Source organism: Massilia pseudoviolaceinigra (assembly GCF_030846505.1).
Classification (GTDB): Bacteria; Pseudomonadota; Gammaproteobacteria; order Burkholderiales; family Burkholderiaceae_D; genus Telluria_A; species Telluria_A violaceinigra.
Window position 1 is genome coordinate 1 of sequence record NZ_JAVCWL010000049.1, and the last position, 15,734, is coordinate 15,734.

Annotated in this window: 15 protein-coding genes and 2 tRNA genes; 7 read left to right on the forward strand and 10 right to left on the reverse strand. The window is 61.9% G+C overall.

Annotated features, from left to right (window positions below; all coding sequences use genetic code 11):
• Positions 1-345 precede the first annotated feature (345 nt).
• From RBA40_RS31000 to cysS, 8 genes are all read right to left on the reverse strand, one after another.
• Positions 346-1,608, reverse strand: coding sequence for a tyrosine-type recombinase/integrase (locus RBA40_RS31000; RefSeq protein ID WP_306652539.1), 1,263 nt, complete (start codon positions 1,606-1,608; stop codon positions 346-348).
• A 166-nt stretch (positions 1,609-1,774) separates the two neighbouring features.
• Positions 1,775-1,866, reverse strand: a tRNA-Ser gene (locus RBA40_RS31005).
• A 202-nt stretch (positions 1,867-2,068) separates the two neighbouring features.
• Positions 2,069-2,160, reverse strand: a tRNA-Ser gene (locus RBA40_RS31010).
• Positions 2,161-2,253: 93 nt separating this feature from the next.
• Positions 2,254-3,501, reverse strand: coding sequence for an aspartate kinase (locus RBA40_RS31015; RefSeq protein ID WP_306652541.1), 1,248 nt, complete (start codon positions 3,499-3,501; stop codon positions 2,254-2,256).
• 133 nt (positions 3,502-3,634) lie between these two features.
• On the reverse strand, positions 3,635-5,050 hold the full coding sequence (tilS, locus tag RBA40_RS31020) for a tRNA lysidine(34) synthetase TilS (protein WP_306652543.1): 1,416 nt from the start codon (positions 5,048-5,050) through the stop codon (positions 3,635-3,637).
• Entirely contained in the window at positions 5,047-6,024 is a 978-nt protein-coding gene (locus tag RBA40_RS31025) for an acetyl-CoA carboxylase carboxyltransferase subunit alpha (protein WP_306652544.1), read from the reverse strand. The genes tilS and RBA40_RS31025 overlap by 4 nt, the downstream gene beginning before the upstream one ends.
• Positions 6,025-6,081: 57 nt before the next feature.
• Positions 6,082-6,741: a DNA-3-methyladenine glycosylase family protein gene (locus tag RBA40_RS31030; RefSeq protein ID WP_099882831.1), complete on the reverse strand. Its 660-nt coding sequence runs from the start codon at positions 6,739-6,741 to the stop codon at positions 6,082-6,084.
• Complete coding sequence (gene cysS, locus RBA40_RS31035) at positions 6,741-8,153, reverse strand: cysteine--tRNA ligase (RefSeq protein ID WP_306652546.1); 1,413 nt, start codon at positions 8,151-8,153, stop codon at positions 6,741-6,743. Before cysS ends, RBA40_RS31030 begins: the two co-directional genes overlap by 1 nt.
• Before the next feature lie 273 nt (positions 8,154-8,426).
• Between cysS and RBA40_RS31040 the strand changes: the two genes are divergently transcribed.
• From RBA40_RS31040 to RBA40_RS31050, 3 genes are all read left to right on the forward strand, one after another.
• Positions 8,427-9,020, forward strand: coding sequence for a peptidylprolyl isomerase (locus RBA40_RS31040; protein ID WP_099880193.1), 594 nt, complete (start codon positions 8,427-8,429; stop codon positions 9,018-9,020).
• A 66-nt stretch (positions 9,021-9,086) separates the two neighbouring features.
• The gene (locus RBA40_RS31045) at positions 9,087-9,575 is read left to right on the forward strand and encodes a peptidylprolyl isomerase (protein WP_167086721.1); all 489 of its coding nucleotides are present in this window, start codon (positions 9,087-9,089) and stop codon (positions 9,573-9,575) included.
• A gap of 37 nt (positions 9,576-9,612) precedes the next feature.
• Positions 9,613-10,374, forward strand: a complete 762-nt coding sequence (locus RBA40_RS31050) for a UDP-2,3-diacylglucosamine diphosphatase (protein WP_306652549.1) — start codon at positions 9,613-9,615, stop codon at positions 10,372-10,374.
• A 12-nt stretch (positions 10,375-10,386) separates the two neighbouring features.
• Here the strand turns inward: RBA40_RS31050 and RBA40_RS31055 are convergent, their stop codons facing one another.
• Positions 10,387-12,420 (reverse strand): NHL repeat-containing protein, encoded by a 2,034-nt coding sequence (locus RBA40_RS31055; RefSeq protein ID WP_306652550.1) that lies wholly within the window; start codon positions 12,418-12,420, stop codon positions 10,387-10,389.
• A 130-nt stretch (positions 12,421-12,550) separates the two neighbouring features.
• Positions 12,551-12,991 carry an NHL repeat-containing protein gene (locus RBA40_RS31060; RefSeq protein ID WP_306652552.1) on the reverse strand — a complete coding sequence of 147 codons (441 nt, stop codon included), beginning with the start codon at positions 12,989-12,991 and terminating at the stop codon, positions 12,551-12,553.
• Positions 12,992-13,096: 105 nt separating this feature from the next.
• On the opposite strand from RBA40_RS31060, the gene RBA40_RS31065 reads away from it, so the two are divergent.
• The 4 genes from RBA40_RS31065 to RBA40_RS31080 all read left to right on the forward strand — a co-directional run bounded on the left by RBA40_RS31065 (position 13,097) and on the right by RBA40_RS31080 (position 15,688).
• The gene (locus RBA40_RS31065) at positions 13,097-13,750 is read left to right on the forward strand and encodes a MarR family transcriptional regulator (RefSeq protein ID WP_306652553.1); all 654 of its coding nucleotides are present in this window, start codon (positions 13,097-13,099) and stop codon (positions 13,748-13,750) included.
• Between the two features lie 93 nt (positions 13,751-13,843).
• Positions 13,844-14,386, forward strand: a complete 543-nt coding sequence (locus RBA40_RS31070; protein WP_306652554.1) for a carboxymuconolactone decarboxylase family protein — start codon at positions 13,844-13,846, stop codon at positions 14,384-14,386.
• Complete coding sequence (locus tag RBA40_RS31075) at positions 14,383-14,910, forward strand: peroxiredoxin family protein (RefSeq protein ID WP_306652555.1); 528 nt, start codon at positions 14,383-14,385, stop codon at positions 14,908-14,910. The genes RBA40_RS31070 and RBA40_RS31075 overlap by 4 nt, the downstream gene beginning before the upstream one ends.
• Before the next feature lie 34 nt (positions 14,911-14,944).
• A complete protein-coding gene (locus tag RBA40_RS31080; protein WP_306652557.1) occupies positions 14,945-15,688 on the forward strand; it encodes a hypothetical protein in 744 nt (247 codons plus the stop codon).
• The last annotated feature ends 46 nt before the right edge of the window (positions 15,689-15,734 follow it).

Genomic DNA, 15,734 nt, shown 5'->3' on the forward strand with positions numbered 1-15,734 from the left:
TAAGCAGTACCAAGCGGCGTCGACTATGTCGGAAATGCATCTACAGCTCCCCGACCGATGCCGGTATTCACCCAGCCAAACCTTCGCTCGCGACATCGGCTATGCTGTGTGTGCGTCGCTCGACCGTTTAGCCCGCATCACGTGGGCCAAACGCTCGCATAGAGTCCACCTCGATGCGAGTAGCGCCTCAACCTTTCTCGCACCAGCCGCATCACGTCCGACAGCCTGCTTCGTGTCATAAGCGGCAAAGCGGCAAAAACTCGCTAACGCGGCGATCAGAAGCCGTAAGCATTGAAGCACTGATGGCGCAATTCACGCCAATGACGCCAAGGGAAATGATTTAGCTCAAGGACGTCGGAAAGTGGCCGCGATGACGTTGCCACCCCGTTCCACCATTTCGATGTAGTCGGCGTAGGCCTGCATCATTGTCTTGCGCTCTTCAATGAATTGTTCGCGGTCGTAGGCTTCGCCGTACTCGTCGTCAGAGCCGTGAGCGAGTTGCCGATTGACGACTTCATGTCGATAGCCCAGCCGCGCCTTGATGACGCCCATCGCCAGCGAACGGAAACCGTGCCCCGTCATCTTGCCGGCATAGCCCATGCGACGTAGCGCCGCGAGGATCGCACCGTTGCTGATGGGCCGGTGATGATCGTTTCGGTTAGGGAAAAGATATTCGCCGCCGCCCGTCAGGCGATGCAGGTCGCGCAACAAGTCCCAGCCTTGACGCGGCAGGTTCACTTGATGGTCGAGCTTGCGCGGATTGATCTTCCGTTTTCCCATCTTCATCCGCTGCCAGGGGATGATCCACGTCTCGGCCTCGATGTCGATTTCGCGCCAGGGTGTTTCCACCAATTCGCTGGTACGCACAAACACCAGCAACATCAGCCGCATCAGGATGCGCGTGGTGGTGTACATCTCGGCCTCGTTCTTGTGCAGCGCCTCCAGAAACGCAGGCAGATCGTCCGTGCCAATGGCCGCGTGGTGTCCTTTTGCACGCGGCCTGAGTGCGCCACGCAAATCAGGCACGGGGTTGTACTTGATCACACCTTTGGCGATGGCGAAGCGGAAGACCTGGCTGCACAGTTGCGCCAGTCGCGCCGCCATGTCGAGCGCGCCGCGCTTCTCGACCTGGCGCAGCATATCAAGCAGGAGCGGAGCATCGACTTCGCTGATGGGCACCGAGCCGATGGTCGGGAATGCGTCGTTCTGAAGCCGATTGATGGCCTCCTTGGCCGTGTTCTCCTTCCAGGACTCGGACTTATTGGCATGCCACTCCCGCGCCAGAACTTCGAAAGTGTTTGCATTGGCAACATCCTTCTTGATACGCTCGTTTCGCTTGGCTTGGGCAGGGTCGTCGCCCTTGGCTTTGAGCGACTTTGCGTCCAAGCGCTTTCGCCTTGCATCCAGCAGCGACACTTCGGGGTAGGCGCCAAAGGTCAGCCGTGTTTTTTTCCCGTTGGGCTGGACGTAACTCATGCGCCATATCTTCGAGCCCGAAGGTTGCACTTCAAGGTACATGCCGCCCCCGTCAGCCAAGGTGTAAGCCTTGTCCTTTGGTTTGGCATTTCTCACCTGAAGATCGGTCAGCGGCAGAGCTAATTTCGGCATTTTGGATCCATGACGTTTACCACCATGCGGCCATGGATCCAAATATGGATCCAAAACGCCGGGATGTCAACGCACGTCCCGGTACGTCCAGAAACAAAAAACCCGCAGCTCTCATAGGGAGAAGTGCGGGTTTTGGGACTTCCTGATACGACTTGCTACGTGTTAATGGCGGAGACGGTGAGATTCGAACTCACGATACAGGTTACCCCATATGCGTCCTTAGCAGGGACGTGCCTTCGGCCACTCGGCCACGTCTCCATTCTGGCCTACACGATATTGCTAAGCCAGAAGATCAAGATCATACCGGATTCCAGCGGCGGCGAACAGGGCCGCAGCACCCTTCCCACCGAAAAAATTAACGCTTCATCGAAGCGTGCCGGGAAGAAAAAACAAAAAACCCGCAGTCTCATGACGAGCGCTGCGGGTTCTTGTCAGTCCAGGAGCAACCTGGACAGGATTCTGGCGGAGATGGTGAGATTCGAACTCACGATACAGGTTACCCCATATGCGTCCTTAGCAGGGACGTGCCTTCGGCCACTCGGCCACATCTCCATTCTGCCCAGTAGGTTTCACCAGATCAGAAGACCAAGATCATACCGGCTGGGCGTGGATTTTGCAATGATGCGCATCCACTTTTTGGAAATATTATGCTTTTTCCAAATCGAACGCCTTGTGCAGCGCGCGCACGGCCAGTTCCATGTACTTTTCATCGATCAGCACCGAGATCTTGATCTCCGAGGTCGAGATCATCAGGATGTTGATGCCCTCTTCGGACAAGGTGCGGAACATCTGCGAGGCCACGCCCACGTGGCTGCGCATGCCCACCCCGACGACCGACACTTTCGACACCTTGGCGTCGCCCGAAATGCTGGCCGCGCCGATGTCGTTCTTGACGCCTTCGAGCACGCCCATCGCCTTCGCATACTCGCCGCGCGTCACCGTGAACGTGAAGTCGGTCTTGCCTTCCACCGACTGGTTCTGGATGATCATGTCCACTTCGATGTTGGCATCGGCCACCGGTCCCAGGATGTGGTACGCCACACCCGGCTTGTCCGGCACGCCCAGGATGGTGATTTTGGCCTCATCGCGGTTGAATGCGATGCCGGAGATGACGGCTTGTTCCATATTTGTATCTTCCTCAAACGAAATCAGGGTGCCCGAGTTGGCTTCTTCTTCGAGCGGCATCAGGGGATCGGTCAGCGACGACAACACGCGGGTCGGCACACGGTAATTACCAGCGAATTCTACGGAGCGGCTCTGCAGCACTTTCGAGCCCAGCGAGGCCAGCTCCAGCATTTCTTCAAACGTAATGGTCTTCAGGCGGCGTGCCTCGGACACCACGCGCGGGTCAGTCGTGTAGACGCCGTCGACGTCGGTGTAGATCAGGCATTCCTGGGCCTTCATCGCCGCCGCGATCGCCACCGCCGACGTATCCGAACCGCCGCGGCCGAGCGTGGCGATGTTGCCGTTCGCATCGACACCCTGGAAACCGGTGATGATGACGATCTTGCCGGCATCGAGATCGGCCTTGACCTTGACGTCGTCGATCGACTCGATGCGCGCCTTGGTATAGGCCGAGTCGGTCTTGATAGCGACTTGCCAGCCGGCATACGAGACGGCCGGCTTGCCGATCGCCAGCAAGGCCATCGCCAGCAAGCCAACGGAAACCTGTTCACCGGTGGAGGCAATCATGTCCAGTTCGCGCGGATCAGGCTGTTCCATCAGTTGCTTTGCCAGGCCGATCAGGCGATTGGTTTCGCCGGACATCGCCGAAGGCACGACAATAATCTGGTGCCCCGCGTCATGCCACTTGGCGACGCGTGCCGCAACGTTCTTGATGCGGTCGGTCGAGCCCATCGACGTTCCGCCATATTTGTGGACGATTAAAGCCATAAGAGTGAAGTTTCCGCTCGGTTAAATGAAAAAGGAGGGCTTTACTCTACATGCTGCGGTGCAAAAAAACAAGGCAGTCGATGGACAAACCTATACGTTATTGCTATATCGAAATTACGTTTCCGGGTAGTCGTCAGGCCGGACGCGCTTCCCAGCGCAGGCTGATCAGGGAAGCGGGAGCGGCCCCGAAGTGATGGCAATCCATGCCGATGCCGGCCGCGAACAGCAAATCCTTGCCGGTGGTCACGACCGGCAAGCGTTCGCGCTCCCAGGCGGGCACGTTGCAGGCCTGGTAGTGATACTTGAGCGGACGCGTGGGCCGGTTGGCGGCCGGCTTCAGGCGCTCGCCGCCCTTGCGGAAGTCGATCTGCAAGGCTTGCGCGCGCAGCCAGGCGGCATCGAAGCCCTGCTCCGCCGCGTCGAAATGCAGCACGCCCCCATAATCTGGGAATGCCATGCTCGCTTCGCCGGCCCAGGTGAAGCGCTCGCCTTCCTTCACAAAAATGCCTTCGTCGTCCGGATCGCGCTGGCCGGCCAGGTCGGCCAGCTTGGGCGTGATGTACAGGCGGTCGCGGTGGCGCCGGATGTGGCAGTCGGGATGCGTCACCAGGAGCTGCGCGTCGTGGCGCGCTTCGACCAGCTGGGTCACCATTTCGGTCAGCCAGGCGGTCGACGGCATGCGCAGCGCGCGCAGGCCGAACCAGTAGCGCAGCATGTTGTAGGCGCGGTCCAGGCTCATCGTGCGCAGCTTGGCGACGTCGATGCAATCCTCGATCAGGCAGCCGGCAAGGTCTTGCACCGCCAGTTCGGTCAACAGGCGCTGGGCCGACTGCGCATGCGCGGCGCTGCGCGCAAAGCGTTCCTGGTAGCCGGGAAAGGCCGTGGCCAGGGCCGGCATCACCTGGTGGCGCAGGGCATTGCGCGCATAGCGCGGGTGGGTGTTCGATTCGTCCTCGACGTAGGCCACCTCGTGCGCGGCCACGTACGCTTCGAGCTGCTGGCGCGACACCGGCAGCAAGGGACGCGCCATCACCAGGCCGGGGTTGCCCAGCAGCTCGGGTGCGGCGTTGGCCGCATCCATGCCGGACAAGCCGGCCGTGCCGGAGCCGCGCAGCAGTTGCAGCAGCACCGTTTCGGCCTGGTCGTCGAGATGGTGGGCGGTCAGCATCAGGCGCACACCGTGTTCCAGGCACAGGGCGCCCAGGGCGGCGTAGCGCAGCTTGCGGGCGGCCGCTTCGACACCGGATTTGGTTTTTTCCAGCACCACGCGGCGCGCCGCGAAGCGCACGCCGAGACGGGCGCAGGTCGCTTCGCAATGCGCCAGCCAGGCATCGGCGTTGGGGCTGATGCCATGGTGAACGTGGAAGGCAAACAGGGGAATGTCGTTGGCGCACGCGTACTGCGCCGCCAGATGCAGCAGGGCCGAGGAATCGAGCCCGCCGCTGTAGGCGATGGCCACCGACGGCGCGATGGCCCCGCCTTGTGCACGCAACGCGTCAAGCGCTTGCGCAAACTGCGCTGCAAGCGCTGCGTTGGTGGTCTGGCTCACTCTTCGGCCGGCGTCGTTTCTTTGAATTTGCCGTAGCTCATCAACTTGTTGTGACGGGCTTCGATCAGATCCTTGGTTTTCATGCCCTGGAACTGGCGCAGGGTGTCGGCCAGCGCGCGCTTGAGCATCACGGCCATGCCCTTCGGATCGCGGTGGGCGCCGCCGAGCGGCTCGTTGATGATCTTGTCGATCAGGCCCATCGCTTTCAGGCGGTGCGCGGTCAGGCCCAGCGCATCGGCGGCGTCGGACGCGCGCTCCGATGTCTTCCAGAGGATCGATGCGCAGCCTTCCGGCGAGATCACCGAGTAGGTGGCGTATTGCAGCATCAGCACGGCATCGCCCACGGCAATGGCCAGCGCGCCGCCGGAGCCGCCTTCGCCGATGATGGTGGCGATCAGCGGCACCTTCAGTTCGGCCATCACGTACAGATTGTGGCCGATGGCTTCGGACTGGCCGCGCTCTTCGGCGTCGATGCCGGGGAACGCGCCCGGGGTGTCGACGAAGGTGAAGATCGGCAAGCCAAATTTTTCGGCCAGCTTCATCAGGCGCATGGCCTTGCGGTAGCCTTCGGGCTTCGGCATGCCGAAGTTGCGCATCGCGCGTTCCTTGGTGTCGCGCCCCTTCTGGTGGCCGATGACCATGCAGGCCTGGCCGTTGAAGCGGGCCAGGCCGCCGACGATTGACAGGTCGTCCGCGTAGGTGCGGTCGCCGTGCAGTTCGTGGAAGTCGGTAAAGATTTCGTTCACATAGTCCATGGTGTACGGACGCTGCTGATGGCGCGCAATCTGCGACACCTGCCATGGCGTGAGCTTGGCGTAGATATCTTTGGTCAGTTGCTGGCTCTTCTTGGCCAGGCGGTCTATTTCTTCGGAGATGTCGACCGCCGAATCGTCCTGGACGAAGCGCAGCTCTTCAATTTTGGCATCAAGCTCTGCAATCGGCTGCTCAAAACTGAGGAAAGTTTGTTTAATCATTATACCTCCGGGTAAATTCTGGCCGCAGCATACCCCACCGCACGGCCACTTCAGGCGCTATTCTACCGGAACCGGATCGAGACTACGCCACAAATACCACGTAGCGACCGTTCTCCACGGCTCCCAATTGGCCGATACCTCGCGCGCATCGCTGCGCGATACCGGTTCGCCGGAAAAGTAGTTCTGGCTGATACCTTGAATAAGACCAGGATCGTCCAGCGGCAAGACATTGGGACGCAGCAGATTGAATATAAGAAACATTTCCGCTGTCCAGCGTCCGATGCCGCGAATCTGGACCAGTTCCGCGATGACGGCCTCGTCATCCATTTCGGCCCACTGGTTCGCGTGCACGCGCTTGGCCTTGAAATGGTCGGCCAGGTCGAGGATGTATTCGGTCTTGCGCTTGGACAGCCCGCAGGCCGACAATTGCTCGGCGCCGGCCTTGATCACCTGTGCCGGCGTGATCCTGGGACAGGCGGTGAGCAGCTTGTTCCATGCCGCATCGGCCGCCTTGGTGGTGACCTGCTGGCCCACCACCGAGCGCGCCAGCGTCGTAAACGGGTCGCCATGGCCGACCAGATGCAGGTCGCCGAACTGCGGGATCAGCTTTTTCATGATGCGGTCGCGCTTCATGAGTTCGATCTTGGCTTGTTCCCAGTACGCAGGCACCTCTAGCGGCGGCGGAGTGGTCCCCGCCGTTTCCCTGGTTGGCGCCATCATGCGCGGCGCCAGTTGGTCGTGCCGTCCGGCTTGTCCTCGAGGACGATGCCGGCCGCCAGCAACTCGGCGCGAATGGTGTCGGACTCGGCGAAGTTGCGTGCTTTTTTCGCTTCACTGCGCCTGGTGATGGCCGCCACGATTGCCGCTTCGTCCAGACCGCCCTCCTCGCCGCCAGCCTGCAGAAATGCCTGCGGCGCGCGTTCGAGCAGGCCCAGCACGGCAGCGAGTGCCTTGAACTGGCGCGCCTGTGCGACCGACTTGCTTTTGTTGAGCTCGGTGACCAGGTCGAACAGCACGGCGATCGCGATCGGCGTGTTGAAGTCGTCGTCCATCGCTTCGCGAAAACGGATTGCGTGCGCTTCGTTCCAGTCGACTTCCAGCGCGCCGGCGCCGGTGTCGATATCGGCCAGCGCCGTGTACAGGCGTGTCAGCGCCGCCTTGGCGTCGTCCAGATTGGCGGCGCCATAGTTCAGCGGACTGCGGTAATGCCCGCGCAGGATAAAGAAGCGGATCACTTCGGCGTCGTACAGCTTGAGCACGTCGCGGATGGTGAAGAAATTATTCAGCGACTTCGACATCTTTTCAGCGACGTTGGTCTTTTCGTCGACCACGCGCACGAAGCCGTTGTGCACCCAGTAGTTGGCCATCGGATGGCCGAACGCGCCTTCGGACTGGGCGATCTCGTTCTCGTGATGCGGGAACTGCAGGTCGGCGCCGCCGCCGTGGATGTCGAAGTGTTCGCCCAGGGTCGCGCACGACATGGCCGAGCATTCGATGTGCCAGCCCGGACGGCCGCTGCCCCAGGTCGATTCCCATTTGACTTCGTCCGGCTCGGATTCCTTGGACGCCTTCCACAGCACGAAGTCGAGCGGATCGCGCTTGCCGGTATTGACGTCAACCCGTTCGCCCGCGCGCAGGTCGTCGAGCGACTTGCCGGAAAGCTTTCCGTAGCCGGGAAAATTGCGCACCGCATAGTTCACGTCGCCATCCTCGGACTTGTAGGCCAGGCCCTTCTGTTCGAGCTGGGCGATGATCGACAGCATCTGCGGCACGTAGGCGGTCGCATGCGGCACCACGTCGGGCGGCAGGATGCCGAGCGCGGTGGTGTCTTCGTCCATGTACTTTTCGAAGCGCGAGGTCAGCGAGAAAATCGACTCGCCGTTCTCGACGGCGCGCCTGATGATCTTGTCTTCGATATCGGTAATGTTGCGCACGTACGTGACCTGGTAGCCCGATACCTTGAGCCAGCGATAGATGACGTCGAACGCCATCATCATGCGCGCATGGCCGATATGGCAGTAGTCGTAGATCGTCATCCCGCACACGTACATGCCGGCTTTGCCGGGCTCGATCGGGGTGAATACCTGCTTTTCACGCGCAAGCGTGTTGTAGATCTTTAATTGGCTCATCGGATTCTTACTCGTTACAGCGCGCGCCGCGCTCGGGCAAAACGACAACCGGGCGCGATCGCCGCAGTGGGCGCGCGCCGGTCAGGCGTGGTTTGCATCGAGATCGTCGGAGCCCTCTGTCTTGTTCTTCTTTGATAGAATGGGACGTTCTGTACAAAGTATAGCATTGTTAAAATCCCGGCTGGCCGCATATGGATCAGGTTTATTTTTGCGGTAAAGGCTTGACAGCCTCGCCTCCATATAACAACAAGCACCTCACGTCAAGGATTCTAAATGCAAGATTCGTTATTGTTCCGCATGCCCCTGGTCGCACGTTTTCTCACCCTGTTCTGCGGCCTGACCCTCAGTACCGCCGTCCTCGCCAGCGATACGCCGCAGGTCTCGCTCAAGACCAGCATGGGCGAAATCGTCCTTGAACTGGACCAGGAAAAAGCGCCGAAGACGGTCGCCAATTTCCTGCAATACGTTAAAAGCGGCCATTACAAGGGATTGATTTTCCACCGCGTCATCAACGACTTCATGATCCAGGGCGGCGGCATGGATGAAAAGATGATCCCGCGCCGCACCAATAAACCGGTCCAGAACGAAGCCAAGAATGGCTTGCTGAACGTGCCCTACTCGGTCGCCATGGCGCGCACCCAGGATCCGAACTCGGCCACCTCGCAATTCTTCATCAACGTCGCCGAAAACACCAATCTCGACTATCCGGGCCGCGACGGCTTCGGCTACACCGTGTTCGGCAAGGTCATTTCCGGCCAGGAAGTGGTCGACAAAATCAAGGGCGTGATGGTCGACGACGTGCGCGGCAACCAGAACGTGCCTGTGATGCCTATCGTCATCAAGTCGGCAACCATCGTGAAGCAGTAAAATAGCGGGCGCCTTTCGTAGCAAACTGAAAGCACCTCACAACAACCTAACCAACAGGACACCAACATGGCCGTACTCATCACCACCAACATGGGCAACATCACCGTCGAACTCGACGCCGAAAAAGCACCGAAATCGGTTGCCAACTTCCTCGACTACGTGGCCAAGGGCCACTACGACAACACGATTTTCCACCGGGTCATCGGCGACTTCATGATCCAGGGCGGCGGTTTCGAGCCAGGCATGAAGCAGAAGCCAGCCGAGCAGACCGTGGAAAACGAAGGCAAGAACGGCCTCAAGAACGAAATGTACACCCTGGCCATGGCCCGTACCTCGGCGCCGCACTCGGCATCGGCCCAGTTCTTCATCAACGTCAAGAACAACAGCTTCCTCGACTATCCAGGCCAGGACGGCTGGGGCTACGCCGTGTTCGGCAAGGTCAGCGAAGGCACCGACGTGGTCGACAAGATCCGCAAGGTCAAGACCGCCAACAGCGGCATGTTCGCCGACGTGCCGGTCGAGCCGGTGATCATCGAAAAAATCACCGTTATCTAAGCATGATGCGCGAGCAAACCACACCGGCAGTGCAGCGATGACGCTGCCCGCGCGAACGCTCGCGCTGTTTATCTCCGACCTGCATCTGCAGGCCGCGCATCCGCGCACCGTGGACGCCTTCTTCGCCTTCCTGGAAGAACGCGCGATGGCCGCGCGCGCGCTGTACATTCTCGGCGACCTGTTCGAGTACTGGGCGGGCGACGACGACCTCGACGCACCCCTGCACCGCCAGATCGCCACGGCCATCCGCGCGGTGCGCGACGCCGGCATTCCGGTCTACTGGATCGCCGGCAACCGCGACTTCCTGGTCGGCCAGGCCTTCGCCGACGCCGCCGGCATGCAATTGCTGGCCGAGCCGCACATCGCCGACATCGGCGCTCAGAAAATCACGCTCGTGCACGGCGACGCCGAATGCACCGACGACATCAAATACATGGAATTTCGCAAGCAGGTCCGCCAGCCGGCATGGCAGGCGCAATTTCTGGCCATGCCGCTGGCCCAGCGCAAGGCGATCATCGCCAACCTGCGCGAAGGCAGCAAGGAAGCGCACAGCACCAAGACGATGGAAATCATGGACGTCACGCCGCAGGCGATCGACGCGCTGTTCGCCGCCACCGGCACCACCGTGCTGATCCACGGCCACACGCACCGCCCGGCGCTGCACGAGAAGGACGGCAAGCGCCGCTACGTGCTGCCGGACTGGGAGCCCGATGGCGAGCCGCCGCGCGGCGGCTGGATCGCCATCGGCGACGACGGCGCCATCACGCGCCACGACCTCGACGGCAAAGTGCTTGGCTGAACCGCCCGGCGCTCAGTCCGCCGGCAGCGGCGTGTGCAACACGGCATAGCCCGTCATGCCGATCAGCATCCCGTTGCCGATGGCGATACCGCCGAGCACGGGTTTCCCCCAAGCCAGCACCGGGGTCGATACCGTGCCGTCCGGCTTGACCTTGCGCAGCAAGCCCTGCCCGCTCAGATACATGTCGCCATTCGGCGCGAAGGCCATTTCCACGTGTCCGTGAAAGCCCAGCATGGCGGTGCGGACCGGGCCGTCACGGTCGCCCATCCAGCCGGGGGAACCGGCGAAGACCGTACTTTTGCCGCCCTTGCTGAATTTGTAGATGGCCGTACTGCTTCTGTCACCCACGTACAGGTTGCCTGGACGGTCATAGGCGATGCCGGCCGACTGAAAGGAATTCCCGAACAGCTCGCCGTAGCCATCGCCCGTGTCGGCGATCAGCCGGGTGACCGTCCCGGAAGACGAAACCTGGCGTACCGAGTCGTGACCGGCGATCGCCAGGTTTTCTTCGGCGTCGACGGCAATGTCGACCACGTCGCTGTAGCCAGACGAATGCGTCAGCACCGTGGTGGTCGCGCCGCGCTCGATCCGGGAAATCCGTTCGCCGTCGACCACATACACGGCGCCATTCGGACTGACCGCAACGCTGTAGGGATGCGTGAAGACGGCGCCCTTGACACCATTGCCGGCAAACACGCTGACCACGCCATCCGGGCTGACCATGCGCACGAGGTTGGTCTGGTAATCGGCGATGTACAGATTGCCGGCCGCATCGGCGGCGCTGCCGTCGCTCCGGTTAAAGCGCGCCGCGCTGCCCTTGCCGTCCACGCTCGCGCTGGTGACCGGGGTTGCGGCCGAGGTCGTGACCACACCGGCCGGCGTGATCTTGCGGATCGCCGGCGCGCCGGTATCGAGCGCCAACACGTTGCCCGACGCATCAATCAACAGCTGGCTGAGGTACGAGAAACGCGCTTGCACTCCCGTGCCATCGCGCACGCCACCGCCCTTGCCGTCGCCGGCCACCGTGGTGACCACGCCGGCCGGCGTGACCTTGCGCAAGGTGTCGTAATCATTAATATAGACATCGCCCGCCGCATCGGCCACCAGGGCGCGCGGCGACTTGAAAACGGCTGCCGCCCCCGTGCCGTCGCGTACGCTGCTTTCACTGCTGGCGTCATTGCCGCCGGCGATGAAGCTGGCAAGGCCGCCGGCAAGCCGATAGATGCGCGCAAATTCAACCAGGTAAAGCGAGCCGTCGCCGGCCACGGCCATGCGCGTCGGGTTCAACATTTTCCACTGGTTCGCGGGGTCGTTGGCCCAAGTAATACGGCTCACCACACCGGCCGGGGTCACGCGGCGCATGGCGCGCTGTTCGATCACCAGGTAGTCGCCATTGACGTCGAGCGCAATCTCGGCCGGACGATTGAACAGCGCTTGCGCGCCCACGCCGTCATGCGAGATTCCAGTGCCGTTATCGCCCTGGCACGCCGCCTCGGTCACGCCGGCCAGCGTGCTGACCACGCCGCCCGGGGTAATCTTGCGCAGCGTGTTGTTGCAGGTGTCGGTCACGATCAGGTTGCCCGCCATGTCGACGATGATGCGCGACTGGTGGTTGAAATTGAAGCTGGCCGCGCCGCCGGCGCCATCCTGGCTGCCGTAGCTGGCGATCGAACCGGCCAGCACCGACATTGCGCCCGACGGCGTGAGCTTGAAGATGACTTGCTTGGCGCGGTCGAGGATATAGGTATTGCCAGCCTTGTCGAGCGCCATGCCGTTCGGGATCTGCAGCACGGTTTCTTTACCTGCGCGCACGGACTGCACGCAGGTGATCCCGAGCGCGGCCATGTCTTCATCGCCCGCAGCCATGTAGTCGACAGCACCGGCGCCGCATTTGGATGCCGGTGGCGCCACGACTGCCGGCGGGGTCGGCGTGGACGAGCCGCCCGAGCCCCCGCCGCCGCAGGCCGCGAAAAACAGGCATGCAAGCAGTGCAGCACCGCGGCGTGTGGCCGTCGAAGGGGGAAATGGCAGTTGGTCGTGTCGCATTGGATCGTTTAACTATCTGGAAAATATCTGAGAAGGCGGAATATACCGATTTTGCTTACGCAACACTACTCAAATATTCGGACCGGGGTGCCGCGCAGCCGCCAACCAGGCCGGCAGCGCGCGGCGGTACTTACTGCTGCAGCGAGGTCTCGAGGACGGCGAAGGCGGTCATGCCCAGCAACCGTTTCTGGCTGTACACAATGCTGGCCAGGCTAGGGTAACCCCAGGCCAGCACGGGCGTCGATATCGTGCCGTCCGGCGCAATCTTACGCACCTTGCCCGAGCCGGTCAGGTACATGTCGCCATTCGGGGCAAACGTCATATGCACCGGACCTTCAAAGCCCAGGCGTCCCTTGCCGGGGGCGCCATCGGCGTTGCCGTCACCGTCGAATGTGCCCGCAAAAACCGAGAAACGCCCAAGCGTGTCCCGCTTCAGGATCGTATGGCTTTCCTGATCGGCGATATACAGGTTTCCAGCCCCATCGAAGGCAAGCCCGGCGGGGAAGTAGCCATATAACCCCCGTGCAGGCGGTGCCAGTTTGGCGACATCGCTCTGTTCGACCGTGATCAATGTATCGCCCCGCGGGTTCAGCACGCGCACCCGGCCTGGCTTGGCCCAGTCCCGGCAATTAATTAGGACTCTTGATTTAATTTTGCAGCATGGTATGATATTTCCATGGACATCAAACCTGAAACGCCGTGGGACGGCACACCGGATATCTCGGCTCGCATCGTTGTTGCGATCAGCCGGGTGTCGAGCGTGTTGCGCGCGGGGATGTGGGAATTTGCGACGATGGAAAACCTGAACCCGACCCAGGCCGAGATCCTGCAGTTGCTGAAGGACCGCACCCAGGGCGTGCGCCTGTCGTGGCTGGCCGCGCAACTGTCGGTATCGGCGGCCAGCGCCAGCGATTCGGTGGCCGCCCTGGTGACCAAGGGCTTGGTGCGCAAGGCTCGCGCCGACGATGACGGCCGGGCCAGCGCACTGTGGCTGACCGAGCAGGGCAAGGCGCTGGTCGGGAAAATGATGTCGGCCCTCAGTTTTGCCGACGATGCCGCCGCTGCACTCGACGCGGGCGTCAAGGACCAGCTGCTCGTCGGCCTGTTCAAGTTGATCGCACAATTGCAGAAGAGCGAACGTTTTCCCGCACTGCGTGCCTGTCTTTCCTGCCGCTATTTCGAAGCGAACGTCAATCCCGGCACGCCGGCGCCCCATCATTGCGCCTTGGTCAAGGCCCCCCTGCCCATCTCGTTTTTAAGAATCGATTGCGCGGAGCACCAACCTACCGATGCGGCGAGCGAACGCCGCAACTGGGACGCGTTCGCCTGAATTTTTTTTCACCCATATAGTTAGGATTCCTATTGAAAAGAGAAAGGCCGCTCTTTTCATTTTTTCAACCGGCCTGTTTATAAAGGAAACGTCATGACCCGTATTGCCCTTCTCACCCGCGATCAGGCCCACAGCGAAGCTGCCCGCTTACTCGATCAAGTCGATGCCGCGTTCGGCGCCACGCCGAACATGTTCCGCGCCGTCGCCAACTCCCCCGCTGCGCTGGCCAGCATGTGGGCCGCCTTCGGCGCCCTTGGCAGCGGCACGCTCGGCGCCCGGCTTGGCGAGCAGATAGCGGTCGCCGTCGCCGACCAGAACAGGTGCGAATACTGCCTGGCCGCGCATACCGCGCTCGGACGCAAGGCCGGCGCCACCAGCGAGGAAATGACGGCGGCCCAGGCAGGCACGTCGCACGATCCGAAAACCGCCGCCGCCCTCGCCTTCGCCGTCACGATGGTCAAGCAACGCGCCCACATCGGTTCCGCCGATGTCGATGCCCTGCGCCTGGCTGGTTACAACGATGGCGACATCATGGAAATCATGGCGCACGTCGCACTGAACCTGTTTACCAACTACGTGAACGTTGCCTTCGCAATTGCGCTCGACTTCCCGCACGTGAAACTGCACGCCCAATGAGCAGCGTCGTCACAACCGTCGCCGCGCCCGAGTTCCGGGTTGCAAACTGGCTCAACGCCTCCCGCCCGGTCAGCCTCGCCCGTTTGCGCGGCAAGGTCGTGGCGGTGTACGCGTTCCAGATGCTGTGCCCGGGCTGCGTGTCGCACGCGATTCCGCAGGCGAAGCAAGTGCGGCACACCTTTCCCCGGGAAGACGTCGAAGTCCTCGGTCTGCATACCGTATTCGAACATCACGTCGCGATGGGCCGTGCGGCACTGGAAGCGTTTATCCACGAATACAGGATCGACTTCCCGGTCGGGATCGACCAGCCATCCGACAACGGTCCGGTGCCGCTGACGATGCAGCAGTACCAGTTGCGTGGAACGCCGACGCTGCTGCTGTTCGACCGCCAGGGCGTATTGCGCCACTCGATCCTGGGCAAGGTGCATGACATGCAGGTTGGCGCCCTGCTCGCCGGGCTCGTCGCGGAAACGATAGCGCAGCCGCAGCATCCGCACTGCAACGACGGCGCTTGCCGCATTTAAATCAACACCTCACGTATTTTGAATTGGAGAAGCAATGAAATTTGTCACGCCAGCATTCGCGGCCACCATGCTGTTCTCGGCATGCGCGGCGCACGCCCACCAGAGCCACACGGGTGGCATCCGGACCGCACCGGCCAAGGCAGTCGATGCCCCGTTCGACATCGTCCATACCCGGATCGCCAAGGAAGGCAACACGGCGGTTTTCCACATCGCCGTCTCCGGCAAGGCGGGTCGGTCGCATCCTTCCGCGACCGGCAAACTGGCCGGCAGCAGCGTGTTTTCGTATGTCTGGCCAACCACGCTCGACCCATCGGTGGTCGGCTTCGACAAGGGCGCCGGCATCCTGGCCCTTGCCGTGACCTCGCACCCCGATTTCGACGATACGCCCCTGTATGACGAAAATGGCGATGGCGACCTGAAAAACGATGGCGACCTCTGGCATTCGCACTGGGTGGTCCTGAAACCGGACGCCGCCTGCGGCAAGGGCGCGCTCAAGGTGGTCGACATTCCCGCCGGGACCACGCCGGCACTGCCGAAAACCTGGCCCGGGCTGCCGCTGCTGATCGACAGCCCGGGTTACAGTCCGGTGTTCAAGGACGCGACGCTGGAAGTGCGGGTGCCGTTCGACGACGCCGGCGTGCTGTCGGACGTCGGTTTCGACGGCGTGACGGCCGCGCTGCGGGTCAACGCCAGCATGCATAGCCCGCTGCTGTGCGTGGCGAACGTGTTCAAGGTCGCCTCGGGTTCGCTGAGCCTGCCCGGGAAGGTCGGCAAGTAGACTCTCCGGCGCGCCCCCCCTCAGGTGGGGGTGCGCCGCGTGTCAG

Excerpts from the sequence above, each read along its gene's own strand:
- RBA40_RS31000 (WP_306652539.1), bottom strand. The coding sequence starts at position 1,608 with ATGCCGAAATTAGCTCTGCCGCTGACCGATCTTCAGGTGAGAAATGCC.
- RBA40_RS31015 (WP_306652541.1), bottom strand. The coding sequence starts at position 3,501 with ATGGCTTTAATCGTCCACAAATATGGCGGAACGTCGATGGGCTCGACC.
- RBA40_RS31025 (WP_306652544.1), bottom strand. The coding sequence starts at position 6,024 with ATGATTAAACAAACTTTCCTCAGTTTTGAGCAGCCGATTGCAGAGCTT.
- RBA40_RS31030 (WP_099882831.1), bottom strand. The coding sequence starts at position 6,741 with ATGGCGCCAACCAGGGAAACGGCGGGGACCACTCCGCCGCCGCTAGAG.
- cysS (WP_306652546.1), bottom strand. The coding sequence starts at position 8,153 with ATGAGCCAATTAAAGATCTACAACACGCTTGCGCGTGAAAAGCAGGTA.
- RBA40_RS31040 (WP_099880193.1), top strand. The coding sequence starts at position 8,427 with ATGCAAGATTCGTTATTGTTCCGCATGCCCCTGGTCGCACGTTTTCTC.
- RBA40_RS31045 (WP_167086721.1), top strand. The coding sequence starts at position 9,087 with ATGGCCGTACTCATCACCACCAACATGGGCAACATCACCGTCGAACTC.
- RBA40_RS31050 (WP_306652549.1), top strand. The coding sequence starts at position 9,613 with ATGACGCTGCCCGCGCGAACGCTCGCGCTGTTTATCTCCGACCTGCAT.
- RBA40_RS31055 (WP_306652550.1), bottom strand. The coding sequence starts at position 12,420 with ATGCGACACGACCAACTGCCATTTCCCCCTTCGACGGCCACACGCCGC.
- RBA40_RS31065 (WP_306652553.1), top strand. The coding sequence starts at position 13,097 with ATGGACATCAAACCTGAAACGCCGTGGGACGGCACACCGGATATCTCG.
- RBA40_RS31070 (WP_306652554.1), top strand. The coding sequence starts at position 13,844 with ATGACCCGTATTGCCCTTCTCACCCGCGATCAGGCCCACAGCGAAGCT.
- RBA40_RS31075 (WP_306652555.1), top strand. The coding sequence starts at position 14,383 with ATGAGCAGCGTCGTCACAACCGTCGCCGCGCCCGAGTTCCGGGTTGCA.
- RBA40_RS31080 (WP_306652557.1), top strand. The coding sequence starts at position 14,945 with ATGAAATTTGTCACGCCAGCATTCGCGGCCACCATGCTGTTCTCGGCA.